This is a genomic window from Nocardia sp. NPDC058666, from assembly GCF_042714895.1.
Taxonomy (GTDB): domain Bacteria; phylum Actinomycetota; class Actinomycetes; order Mycobacteriales; family Mycobacteriaceae; genus Nocardia.
The window spans coordinates 513,092-525,773 of sequence record NZ_JBHXRY010000002.1 but is presented as its reverse complement, the minus strand read 5'-3'; the positions used below and the strand labels follow the sequence as shown (position 1 = coordinate 525,773).

General features: G+C 60.6%; 9 protein-coding genes. 5 read left to right on the top strand and 4 right to left on the bottom strand.

Going from position 1 to position 12,682, the window contains the following annotated elements; genetic code table 11:
* The 3 genes from ACFWVD_RS08910 to ACFWVD_RS08900 all read left to right on the top strand — a co-directional run bounded on the left by ACFWVD_RS08910 (position 1) and on the right by ACFWVD_RS08900 (position 2,238).
* Positions 1–906 carry a hypothetical protein gene (locus ACFWVD_RS08910; protein ID WP_379241433.1) on the top strand — a complete coding sequence of 302 codons (906 nt, stop codon included), beginning with the start codon at positions 1–3 and terminating at the stop codon, positions 904–906.
* Positions 907–1,006: 100 nt separating this feature from the next.
* Positions 1,007–1,375: a hypothetical protein gene (locus ACFWVD_RS08905; protein ID WP_379241432.1), complete on the top strand. Its 369-nt coding sequence runs from the start codon at positions 1,007–1,009 to the stop codon at positions 1,373–1,375.
* Positions 1,339–2,238 carry a YwqJ-related putative deaminase gene (locus ACFWVD_RS08900; RefSeq protein WP_379241431.1) on the top strand — a complete coding sequence of 300 codons (900 nt, stop codon included), beginning with the start codon at positions 1,339–1,341 and terminating at the stop codon, positions 2,236–2,238. The genes ACFWVD_RS08905 and ACFWVD_RS08900 overlap by 37 nt, the downstream gene beginning before the upstream one ends.
* Before the next feature lie 265 nt (positions 2,239–2,503).
* Here ACFWVD_RS08900 and ACFWVD_RS08895 read toward each other — a convergent pair whose 3' ends face one another.
* Complete coding sequence (locus tag ACFWVD_RS08895) at positions 2,504–4,585, bottom strand: hypothetical protein (protein ID WP_379241430.1); 2,082 nt, start codon at positions 4,583–4,585, stop codon at positions 2,504–2,506.
* A 181-nt stretch (positions 4,586–4,766) separates the two neighbouring features.
* Between ACFWVD_RS08895 and ACFWVD_RS08890 the strand changes: the two genes are divergently transcribed.
* Both ACFWVD_RS08890 and ACFWVD_RS08885 read left to right on the top strand, forming a co-directional pair.
* Entirely contained in the window at positions 4,767–5,300 is a 534-nt protein-coding gene (locus ACFWVD_RS08890; protein ID WP_379241429.1) for a hypothetical protein, read from the top strand.
* Positions 5,301–5,367: 67 nt separating this feature from the next.
* On the top strand, positions 5,368–5,631 hold the full coding sequence (locus tag ACFWVD_RS08885) for a hypothetical protein (RefSeq protein WP_379241428.1): 264 nt from the start codon (positions 5,368–5,370) through the stop codon (positions 5,629–5,631).
* A 21-nt stretch (positions 5,632–5,652) separates the two neighbouring features.
* On the opposite strand, the gene eccCa is transcribed toward ACFWVD_RS08885, so the two are convergent.
* The 3 genes from eccCa to eccD are packed head-to-tail and all read right to left on the bottom strand — an operon-like array spanning position 5,653 to position 12,541.
* Positions 5,653–9,684, bottom strand: a complete 4,032-nt coding sequence (gene eccCa, locus ACFWVD_RS08880) for a type VII secretion protein EccCa (protein ID WP_379241427.1) — start codon at positions 9,682–9,684, stop codon at positions 5,653–5,655.
* A gap of 17 nt (positions 9,685–9,701) precedes the next feature.
* Positions 9,702–11,117, bottom strand: coding sequence for a type VII secretion-associated serine protease mycosin (gene mycP / locus ACFWVD_RS08875; RefSeq protein ID WP_379241426.1), 1,416 nt, complete (start codon positions 11,115–11,117; stop codon positions 9,702–9,704).
* Positions 11,114–12,541, bottom strand: coding sequence for a type VII secretion integral membrane protein EccD (gene eccD, locus ACFWVD_RS08870; protein WP_379241425.1), 1,428 nt, complete (start codon positions 12,539–12,541; stop codon positions 11,114–11,116). Before eccD ends, mycP begins: the two co-directional genes overlap by 4 nt.
* Positions 12,542–12,682 lie beyond the last annotated feature (141 nt).

The following is a 12,682-nucleotide window of genomic DNA, read 5'->3' as shown; positions in this document are numbered from 1 at the left end:
ATGAACGTGCCACATCCGTTTGAACGCCTAGAATTCCCATCCCAAACCAGAGATGAAAAGCACACACAGAGTGAAAGGATTCTTCTGTGGACAGCGGGCCGAATCATCAAGGCGGCGGAGCCGGGATGGGAACGCATTGAAGTAACCGCATTGGGCTCTGGAACCGATTTCGATATCAAGTACACTATTCTCAAAGCTGATGGTTCCGCCGGGGTTGGCGATTTGCCACCGGAAGTAATGCGCGCCTTCACTGACATGCGCCTTCTACGGTACGAAGATGGAATTGGCACATGGCTCTCACTGCGCATGTACATCAAACCGCCCGACTTTCTTAATGCTACATTCAACGTATGGGTTGACCCAATCTGGGACCCGCCAATCTCTTCGGCGGCGTATGAAAATGATCTTCGCCATTTCCCGCGGACTGAAGAATACATTCCTCGCTGGCTAAAGGCGAAGTTGAATACGGAAACCCCCCTTCCGCCGGTGAAGCCGGGCGAAAACCCGCCGATGGAAAGTTATGTAGAACTGATCGAAACGCAGACCAATATCGCCCTACCCCCAGGATGGACATATGCACAGATTCATTTCCGCGAAGTCGGTGGCCATCGGGAGATCAATGGCTTGGTGCAAGACATATCCGGAAAAATGGCGCCCTGGACGCCCCCAGCCGAGGTGGCCGATAGGTTCAGCGAATATCGCGCGGCAACGCGGTCTCGCCCAGCCGTATGGTTCTCTGCACGTTTGGAAATTTGGTACACCGGAAAATATGATTTCGATATGTACGGACCCACGGAGCCCAAATGGGCGGATCAGCCCTCTGTAGATGATTTCCGCGAAGAAGTTCGATTGGCCAAGTTGTACAACGTCGCACTTCCCAACTGGGTAACAGAAGCGACCAACTGACGCCGCTCCACGGTCGACAGAGATCGACTCGGACTAGAGTTGGATTGGATTGGATTGGATTGGGCAGTATATGAGGTCGGAAGAAGAGGTGCCCGATCGGGTGCGGGACATCTTCGTCACAACACTGAAACCGGGGACGACCCACATCGCCGCACTCCCGGATCCACTACCGATGAGGATTGGGATCGGGTTGATCGCACCAGAAGGGTCGTCCCGCGAGCGGATTGTCGTCCGCGCGGAGTGCGACGAGACCGGCTACTTCCTCGACTTCTACCAAGAGGGCAACGACGGGGAAACCTCATCTCACTACCGGGTTCGTGAGGATGGCTCGGTTACGCCGCTGGAGAACCTCATCTTAGTGCACCGGCACTTCGACGATCCCGAACAGGCCAGGCAAGACCGGGAGCGCATCGGCGCCCACAACAAGCGGGTATGGGAGATACTTCGGGCGAAGGATTTATTCTTCTGAATCAGACGAAAGTCAGTGACGAATTGATGAACTGGTTGGCCAAGTACGGCTGGTCAGCGAACCGGGATATCGGACGTGATGCTGATGAAATGGTTGAACGCATCGAAGGCTGCGCGACAGATGAACGTTTCCCTCTTGTTTCAACTCCCGCAGCACGGGCTGTTATTCATAACCTGGGTAGATTGAAATTCAGGCGAGGCGACAGTATGGAAGATTTTTGGAGTTTCGAGCTGCCGTTTCTCCGGCCCGGGGAGGTTGAAGATTTCGCTGAGCTCGGCGAGAGTCTTGGTGAAGCGGTATTTCCTGTAGGGTATGAGCAGCCTGAGAATTCCATATTGCTCGTGGACGGGAAGGGCGCTTCTTCCGGTATCACCACACCGGTGCCTATTACTTTGGGCACGATCAACTCGAGTCGTTGGACAACTATCGGCGATTCATCTCGCCAAGTGATGCGGAGGATCTCTTTGTCTGAGTTATATCCGGCTACCGTTACATCTCTGCTGATCGGTGGGAAAATATTCAGCCAGTCGTCGAATGTTGGAACTTCTGGACCCAATATACACCCGAGTGTTCAGTCTTTTGTAGATCAGCATTGCATCGGTCGGTTTCGACACGAAGTCGAACATAGTGCCGAAGTTGCTCTGATATCTGATCAACTGTGGGGGCTAGATGAATTGAGGGGGGAGGTGGAGTCTATATCTTTAGGTGACGCTAGATCGCATTTCGAAGGTTCAGTAGTTATATCCAGAAAAGTTAGACCTACCGGCGACCCTGAGAACGGTCAGGCGACTGAACCTGGACCTGTCTGTGCGCAACTACTCCAAGCGCTCGGCGTGGAGATCATGCGGCCAGATGCAGTTTGACCTGGCTCTGTGGAGCTCTTCGACCCCCTGAACGCCCGAATGAGTGAGCGTTACCCGGAAACGCTCAATGGGCACGAGAGTTCGTAGTACCCGAGGACTTGGGCGCATCAGCAGGCCGTCGACTACTCGGTGGGGTCAGGCCAACCTCGGCTACAAGTCGCGCGATGCCGACTGACGAGATATGCAAGGCCTGATGGTCGTGCCGAATGAGGACTCATGACCGATATCGATGAGGCCGAGGCAAATTTAGGTAGGTGGACTACGGTCAGACGCCAGGAGAGACCTGGTTCCAGATCTGTTCGCTGAGGCGGTGGGCGATATCGGCCAGCGCAATACCATTGTTCGACGGCCCGAATGCGGGACCTGGTCGGAGGCGTAAGGCCAATTCACCCAGCATGCTGCTGACGTGGACACCGGCTAGGCCGGACCATTGGAGAGCAGACGACGCGGGATCAACCGAGCTTGTGACTAGGAGGCTTTCGATAGCTCCCGCTTCCTCTGACAACGTCACCGGGTGGACGCCGTCATCGATGCGGTCGACCCGGCTACACAGATGCAGTACCGGATCTCGGACTGGCTCGGCTCGGGCCGGATCGGATCGAAAAGGTCGGTCCCGCGCCAAGAGATAAAGGTCTAATAGTGCGGTAGTCGCGTCATTGTCACCGAGCTGACCGGTCCAATTCTCGTCGAATGTGTCGAGCCAGCGGATAGCGGAGCTGCGGAGTCGTCGGTATCTAGTGGGCGAGGCAGCCGCAGCGGGAACTGCGCAGGCGTCGCGCCGGAAATCCGTTCGAGCGCGAAAGGAATTCGCCGCATCGGCAACGATCGCGGCAAGCGATGCCCCATCGGTACTTATCCCGAATGCGGCGCCCGGCCTAAGTCTTGCCGATAGCTCGTCCAGTAAGTCGGCAACGACAGCTGCCTCCACAGGGGACAGAAGCAGCGGGCGGTATGGGGTTCGCGAGGTATCAGCGAGGGACTCCTTAACATAGGCGCCGAACTCGGTCAACCCATACGGCTCGGTTCTATTGCGGGTGAGAGTCCCGAAATGCAGGAAGTGCCGACTCGGATCGGCCGGGGAGGCACTGCCTATTTCGCCACGAATCCGATCGTGGATTGCTTCCGCAGCAGCCAGCAACTCGGCTCCGGAGCCGCGCGGATCGTCCAGTATCCCGCATAACAGCAGCACTGACTCGCGGAGCTGCTGATACTCACGCACCGATTCGGGTGAGATCGGGTGCACCGGGACGATATACACCGAATCGGCCGACGCGAGATGGTCGACCGGGGCCATCACGCCAGGATTGCCGACACTCGGGTTCAAGCGGTCTGGTGCGACTATGTACAACCTGGTCGGACCGGGGTGGAAGGTCGGGCGTCCATATTCGGTTTGCGCCAGGAGTTCCGCCGCCAAGTCGTCGGCAATGACCCCGAGTTCCGACTTCATAGGCAACAGTCCGTAGGTGATTCCGGGACGCAGCCTCGCGGCGAGTTCCTTCAACAGAATTCCGGCCGTGACGGCTACTCGTTCTGTCAGTGCGACGAGACCCGGTACACCAGCTCCCGACTCCGCCCTGTCAGCCTCCTCTGCCAACCTGGTGCGAATATCGTTTGCCTCCGCGAACAACGTTCTGCCCGCAACACTGCGCAGGAATAGGCCTGGGTCGTAGCCGTGTGGCAGACCGGAAGGTTGAGCGTGCTCGACAACCCCGGCCAACGCGTCGAATGCCTCGACCACGGATTTCTCGTCGATCGGTTCGGCACTTGTCCCCTGTTCGGCGAGCGTGTCCAACATTCGAGCAACCGCGTTCCGCAAGTCCGAGTCAGGTACTCGTTCGACATCTTCCAACCACGAAGGCCATTCGTCGAGACTGACCGTGACCGTGCGGCTCGGCCGCGAACCGGCCCGCGTGGAAAGATCATCTGCAAGATGTTCCGCGAAGCCAGCCAATGTCAGACCATCGCTGGACAACCCGAACGCCGCGCCTGGACGCAGTCGTGCCGCGAGTTCGCGCAGGAGATCGGCGACGACCGACACCTGCAGAGCCGTCAGTCGCACGCTCTCCGCTACAACGCCATTCTCGATGTCCACCACGCGTTCGTCTCGGAGGTCAACCGCCGAACCGTCCTCGGTCACCCACATGAACTGGTGGTGGGGGTCGATCGGCCCTCCATCACGTCGAGGCGACGGGCGAACTACCGCACCCTGAAATACGGAATGTAGCTTGTCTGCTATGTCGATCGGTCGTGCCGACGCAATGTTGTCACCGCAACGCCGAACGAATTCAGTTGCCGCGTCATGAAGCGCGATGCCCGGCACCACGGACAGTAGATCGTCGTCTGTCATTCGAGAGCCGTATTCCGTCCACCATCGTCCTTGGGCCCAACCGGTAGGGGTTCGACGGGACATCCCATCCTGCCGGCCGTGCGACCGCCGTCGCTGTAGTTCGTACCGCTGTGCACGTCACTGCTGAGCATGCCATGCTCGTGGGGCATCGAGCAACGCCGACCATGAGGGGGACAAAGTAGTGAGTGAACCGCTGCGCTCGACCGAGGACGCCATCGAGCACATCACGAAAACTGTTGGACTGTATCCCCATTACGATATCGACGAATTCGAGTACGGCTGGCTCGTAACACCCTGCCCGAGCCCGGCGGAAGAAGCCGCGGGCAACTGGGACCTGGGCTACAGCCAGCGGATTGTAGACGCGCGGACCGGCATGATCACAGAGTTCGGTAGCAGCGCCTCGTCGACTGAGGCCATCGGTCAGTACCGTGCCTGGGTCGCCGAGGGAACTCCGATGGCCGCCACCCAGATCTACCCATATCGCACCGAGATCCGCGTACACCGACTCGACGAAACGCCGATGGCGATCGAATACTTCACCCAAGTCCGCGACGTGGAGACCGGCCGGGCCCAACCCGCGTTCATTGTGAGGGTCGACAAGCAGACCAGGCGTTGCGAACCCACCAGTCCTGAGTCGACGAGGGTATGCAGTTGGGCGATAGCCTCTTTCGTGGCCGAGCAGGCATGGCCGACCAGCGGTACAGTCCGATACTAGATCATGCACGAGAATTAGTTCTTCTGGTCACAAGTGACCGCAAGCAGGAAATGGTAGGAGAAGGCTCATGAGTAGTTCCGAAGTTACGCCGCCAGGCTGGGATCCCGAGGAGTTCGCTCGGATTCGCGCCGAATCCGAAGCTGAGCAGGCCGCACTATCGCCCGAGGATCGGGAGAAGTTCGACAAATTGGGATGGGAGCATCTCGACAGCCTTGCAGGTTCCGACCAGTATGCGCCGGACAGCCTTCAAGAAAAGATGCGGGACGCACCGGGATTCGATGCGGACTTGAATCCCTTTCCACTCACCAGAGAACCAGGGGAGAGTTCATAACCCTCCCCTGGAAATCATGCCTCAATCCTCCGGTGGCAGATCGATGATCTGAACCATCTTTTGTCCAGCACGCGACCACAGCACGCCACGCCCCGGAGGCAAGGTCATCGGCCGGACATCGCCGACAAGTTTGCCCTCATCTTTGGAACCACTCATGACCAGTGTGGACACAGAGAGATTCTTCAGCGACCCGAGCAATCCGGCGTAAAGGGCCCGGGAGACACCGCCCATCTGACGAGTGATGACAAGGTGCAGACCGATGTCGCGGGCTTGTGGCAATAATTCGAGCAGCGGAGCCAGCGGGTCAGTGAATCCGCCCGTGGTGACCATGTCGTAATCGTCGACGACGATATAGATTTCAGGTCCGCTCCACCAGTTACGTTCGCGCAGCTGCCGAGGGGTGATATCGGACCCAGGGATCCGCTTCGCGAGGAATTCGGCTACTTCCTTGAGCATCGGACCGCACGTTTGCGACGATGTCGAATATCCCGCAAGCTGGTCGCCTTCTATGGTGCCGAGCAGAGTGCGACGATAGTCGATGAGAATGACACGGGCAGTTTCCGAGGTCGAGTTGTCGGTAATTCCGCGAATGATAGTGCGGAGCAGAGTGGTCTTGCCACATTCCACGTCGGAGAAGGCCATAAAGTGCGGTTCGGCGCCGAAATCTAGGACAACTGGCTGCAAATCGGCTTCGTTGATACCGACAACGACCCTGGTCGGGCCCTGCACGATGCCCCGCGCACTGGCCTCTCGCAGTACTTGTTCACGCGGCAGACTTTCCGGCAGCATACGCACACCGGGTGCGCGCCGTTCGCCGTAGAGGGCGGCCATCTGCTCGCGAGAGGTAGCAACACCCTCCGAGAGGTTCTCCGGGTTGGTATCCGAGTCCATCCGAGGAAGGGCGATGAGCATGTGCAGCTGATCGGGGGTCAGACCGCGCCCCGGCCGGTTCACCGGCACATTGACCGCGACCCGTCGGCCCAACTCGGAATCGCCCGGATCGCCGAGGCGCAGTTCGATCCGGGTTCCGATCTGGTCCTTGATGTTCGCGCGTATCTCCCGCCACGCGTTTGCGCCCAGGATGAGGTGGATACCGCGAGAGAGCCCCTGCTGAGCAATCACCGCGATCGGTGCGACGAGGTCGTCATAGTCATCGCGGATAACCATCCAGTTGTCGATGACCAGGAACGCATCGCCGAACTGATCGGCCAGAATCGGATCGTCGGTTCGCCCCTGTGCCTGCGCGGCGACCTTACGCCGACGATAGTCAGCCATGGACTCGATACCGAGTTGCGCGAACTGTTCTTCCCGCTGGCGCAGCAGAGTGCTGAGTTCGGCGACAGTACGCCGCACGCGGTCTACGTCGGTACCTCTGGCGATCGAGCCGACATGCGGCAAGCCATTGAGACCGGCCATGCTACCGCCACCGAAATCGAGGCAGTAGAACTGCACCTGCTCGGGTGTGTGGGTAGCCGCAGCCGACATAATGATGGTGCGCAACGTGGTGGATTTACCGGACTGCGGGCCACCGACGACAGCCACATGGCCCTGTGCGCCAGAGAGATCGATCGTCATCACATCGCGTCGTTGCTCATACGGCTTATCGATGATGCCGATCGGCATCCACAGTTGTCCATGCCGATTGACCGGCGACTGCCATGCCGGATCGGGTAGCAACATGTCTACCGTAGGCGACTCGACCAGTGGCGGTAGCCAGACCTCGTGAGCGGGTCGGCCGTGACCGGTAAGCCGCTTAACCACCACCTGGAGCAGACTGTCGGGGACCCCTTCCTCACCGACAGGCGGAGGCGGGGGCAACAGATCGAGCGGATCTGCTCGTACCTCGGGTTCCGGTGCCGTCAGTACCTCCACGGGCGCGGCGGTGAACAGCCGTGGCGGCGTTTCGATGACTGCCCTGCCGTCTGCCTGCCGCGTGGCACGCGGCGCGACATAGGGCCCCGACACGTAGGACGCGTTGAACCGGAGCGGATCGGACGCATCGCTCTTCAAATATCCCGCACCCGGCACACCAGGCAGGTGATAAGCATCGGTAATGCCCAGCACAGCGCGTGATTCGTTGGCGGAGAAGGTGCGTAGACCGATCCGGTAGGACAGGTGAGTGTCGAGACCTCGCAGCTTGTTCTCCTCCAATCGCTGGGAAGCGAGGAGCAAATGCACAGCCAGCGAGCGGCCAAGTCGACCGATCATGACGAACAGGTCCGCGAAGTCCGGCTTCTGTGCGAGAAGTTCGGAGAACTCGTCGACCACGATGAACAGCGCGGGCAGCGGGTCGAGCGCTACACCTGCGGCGCGGGCCTCCTCATACGCGGTCACATTGACGAAATTGCCAGCTTCACGCAGGAGTTCCTGGCGGCGGTTGAGCTCGCCGGCCAAGGCGTCTCGCATACGGTCGACCAGCGATAGTTCTTCCTCGAGGTTCGTAATGACGGCGGAGACGTGTGGAAGTGGATCCAAACCGAGGAAGGTCGCGCCGCCTTTGAAGTCCACCAGCACCAAGTTCAACTGGTCAGGCGAGTGCGTGGTTACCATCGAAAGCACCAGGGTGCGCAAGAATTCCGACTTGCCTGAACCGGTCGCGCCGATACACAGGCCGTGTGGGCCCATACCGTGTTCGGCCGACTCCTTGATATCGATATCAACGGGCGATCCATCAGGTGTGACACCGATTGGCACTCGCAGTCGTTCACGTTTGACCCGCGGTCGCCATACCCTCGACGCTTCGATCTGCGCGGCATCGGGAATCTTCAGCAGCGCCATGAGACCCGGATCCGCCGTCGTGGAGGAACTGTCACCCAAACTGACAATCTGTGCTGCGGTGGCCAGTCGGTAGCGTCCCAGACCGCGGGCGAACGCCGCTGCCTCCGCGATGGATACCTGATCGGCAGTGGCGAATTTCTCGGCACCATTGGCGCTTTTGGCGAGAACTTCGCCCTCGGACGCGACCAATTGCAGACCACGTCGGGCGCCGAGACCGCTCGCTGAGGCAGCCAGGTCGATTACGGTGACAGAATCGAGTCCGGATTCGCTGACGAGGCGTTCGGAGCCATTGACGTACCCGTCGTCGATAACGACTACCAGATGTAGACGGTCCTTCGTCGGCGGTGCGTTGCGCATGAATCGCCCGCGCTCTAGCAGGTCGTCCGCGAGCGTCGTTTCCAATTCACCGAGTGACCCGTACATCATGCGGGCCATGCCCATCCCATCGACCTCTGTGCGATGTTGCAGGTGCGGCAGCCATTTCGCCCACGACCACTCCTCCGAGTCGGGATCGGCACAAATGATGGCGACTGCCACGTGGTCGGGCCCGTGGAATGCGCAGAGTTCCATGAGCATGCCACGCACCAACATGTGGGTGGATTCCGCTGAACCCTCGATATTGATGGCCGGAAACGCGCGCAATGAGATCGCGGTCGGCAGATGGTGTACCACTGAGTGGGATCGCACAAAACGGCGCAACGCTACGGTGGAGACGGGCTCTAGATCTTCGACCGGCCCAGTTTCTGGGCGCGCGAGTTTTGTAGCCAATCGGTGGGTGCCGATACCGACCCGGACGTGCCCGAAATCTGGATCGTTGGGCCGCCGCTCCCACATCCGCAGACTACCGATGATCGACGGCAGTTCATCCGGTGCTGGATGGCTCCACACCAAGGCTTCCAACTGTTTGGCGCCTGTGCGACGTACCTCGCGCCGAGTCTGGTCCAAATACCGGAAGTAGTCTTTGCGTTCCTCGTTGAGTTCGGCAGCACTCTTGCCGCTACCACCACGCTGCCCCATCATCATGCCAGCCATGGACATGACCATCATCATGGGAAACATCAACATCATGGGGTTCGACAGCATGGAACGGCCCATCCTGGCGAAAATGAAGAGCATCCCGATCAGGGCAACGATCATCACCACCGGCATGAGTTTGCTCAGTAGCGGAGCCGGCACCGCCCTCGGGATCTCCGGCGGTGCGTTGAGCGCCGTTTCGCCACCCGGTGCGCGCGGCGGCGCAATGCGGGTTCGGCGCACGAAACCTTCGGTAACCATAGGTTTTTCTCCGGTCGTTACGAATCGAAATCGGGCAACTCGTCATTGCGGTTGGCGCGGCGGAACGGAATCGAAATAGCGAGTCCGATGACAAGCGCGGCGAGACAAGTGATGGATCCGACGGTGGCGACTGCCCTCGGCAGTGAGTCGGGGCCCTTGGAGGAATGAGGTTCGGGGAAGGCGCGAGACTGATCGGCACCTTCGCTGATCGGCTGTTCCGGCAGTTGCGCGGTGAGGGCGGCGAGCGGGTCGATGAGACCAGCCCCGACGCGATCATCGCGTCCCTGACCAGGCGAATGCGCGGTGCGAGTGATTCGGTCCATGACTTCCTGTGCGGTCAAGGCCGGGAATCGGGACCGCACCAGCGCGGCGAGCCCCGCCACATAGGGCGCTGCGAAGCTGGTTCCCTCGATGGGTTGCCAGCCGTTCTTGCCCATGACCGCGTCGACCAACCCAGACTTGCCGGTCTTGCTGTCGAGCGAGACAATATCGCGCCCGATGGCCGCGACGCTAACCCATGGGCCGTTCAAGCTGTGTTCGGAGGGGTCCCCGTTAGGGTCCACCGAGGCCACCGACAGTACGTAAGGACTGAACCACGCCGGTGTAGCCACGGTTTTCACTTTGGCCCATCCGACGCCGTCGTTTTGATCCTCGCATCCGCCGCCGACATTGCCAGCAGCGACGACCACGACCACGTTGTGGTCATAGGCATAGCGCACTGCCGCACCCAGTTGCCGGTCGGAGGTCTCAGTTCCCGCAGCGACGCAGGCGATTTCGGAGATGTTGATCACCGTGGCACCCATGTCAACCGCGCGCACGACCGCGCCCGCGAGGGTGAGCAGATTGCCGTAACCAGATGAGTCGATCGCGCCCTCCTGCGCACCACTCCGATTATCTTTAGCCCGATACGCCAGGCTGAGCTGACGGATGCTGAGAATCTCGGCCGCCGGCGCGACGCCATGAAATGCGTCGTCGTTACTCTGCTGGGCGGCGATGATTCCCGCCACCATGGTGCCGTGCCCATCACAGTCTTCTGTGCCATCGGTGTTGGACACATAGTCGCCGCCACTCTGCAACGCGGACAGTCGCGGATGCCGGTTGACCCCGGTATCGATGACCGCAACCTTCTGGCCCTCGCCACGACTGAACTGCCAGGCAGCCGATAGATCGAGCACCTTCTGCGCGAAGGGCGCGTTGCGCACGTCCCCCTTCAGCGTTGGTTCTTGGCAGAGGGCGTGCATCTCGGTCTCCTGCAGGGGGGCCGGATTTCCGCTGATGGCTTGCGCTTCCCCCAAGGCACCGAGGTCGATAACCGGCGGATTGACACTCTGCACAGGCCGCGCCGCAGCGGATCCGATTGGACCCAGCAACGCGGCCCCGAGCACAGTCACCGCACAGAACGTTCGCGCCCCGGCTCCGAACAGCCAGCTCATAGACTGAAGTTCCGTGCCATCGAGTAGACCCCCAAAACCCACAGCACCAACGGCAAAATCGATACGATCAGGCCGTATTCGAAGAGTTCGTTGCGCCGACGAGTCACTGGCGTCACCTCGATATGTGGCCCGATCACGCCGAATCCGACGGCTCCAACCACGAAGGCGAGCAGCAGACCGGCCGAGAGCAGCAGCAGGTCATCATCGCCCAGAGCGACGAGTACCAGCAACGCCATGAAGGTGACGCAACCGCCGACAATCAAGACGGTAGCCTGCGCAAGATCGGCGAACGAGCGGCCGCGCAGACACAGAATGATGGAAACGACGACAGCCAACGCGATGCCCTGCCAGCGAACAGAGCCGGACAGGTCAGCAGCGGCGAGGACTCCGACAACCGCGCCGACGGTCGCGCCGAAAACTATCCCGGTCTGGAAGTGGTTAGCGGCACGCGCGCGCTGTCCGAGCCCATGCGCCGAGGGCAACACCGTGGCGCCGATCGCGCCGATACCTTCGATAGTCGGCCGCGGTTCATGATCGGCCGGGTCGATAGCGGCGCCGGCGGTAGGCACTGGAGGGACGGGCAGGCGTGCGAGTAACGCAGCGAGCCGCGGCACCGCGGTGAGCAGGACCAACGCGACAACCAGCACGCCAGCACCGAGTTTCGGCAAGTCGGTGTCCCAGATCAAACGCACAGCCGCTGCGGATCCCGCGAAGATCAACAGGGTGACGACGGCGGAAACAACCGCCGCTCCCGCGCCGACCAGTCGGTACCCCACGATCGCGACAAGCAACGCGGCCGAACCACCCAACAACGCGTGCGGAGGACCGATTTCGCCAGGAACAAGCAGCCCCGCACCCGCGAAAGTGAGCAAGAGCAGGCACACCATGAGAACTGTCGCGGTCAACTCGTCCGCGTATTTCCGCACCGCGATTACGGCGGCTACCAGTGCCGCCCCTGCGCCGCCGAGGAGCAGCGCGGGCGCGATAAAGGCGTCACCGTGCCCGCGCGCGATCCCGGCCAGTAGCAGCGCGAAGACCGTCGCGACCACGCCGACCATCAGTCCGGTCCAGCGCGCCGAGGTCGCCGACCAACTGCGGAAATCCTCAGCGGTGAGCCGTGATACGGCGTCGATGACATCGTCGAACAGCGCTGGTGACTCCTTGTCGGAGACCAAGCGCAACACCAGCAATTCACCGTCGTAGATCTCGGCATCGTTGAGCGTCTGAGCGGCTGGGATCATGTCACGGCCCAACCTGGCCAACGTCCAGTGCGCGACCTTGAACGGCTCCCCCCCGTCCTCCTCCCCTGCCGTAGCGGGATCACGTGATTCGATTAGCTTCACCAGGTCGCCGATGAACGCGGCAATCGGTACATTGGCCGGTAGGCCGACGTCGAGCTGGGTGTTCCCCCCGATGACGGACACGCGGCACAATTCGGGCTCAGCGGCGCGAACGCCACCAGTCGACTGTGCTGTCACTCCTGAACAACTCCTACTTCGTCCTACAGTTGCCCACAGGGGGCGATCAAACATAATGTATCCGACAGTCGGCGTCAGTGCGATAGC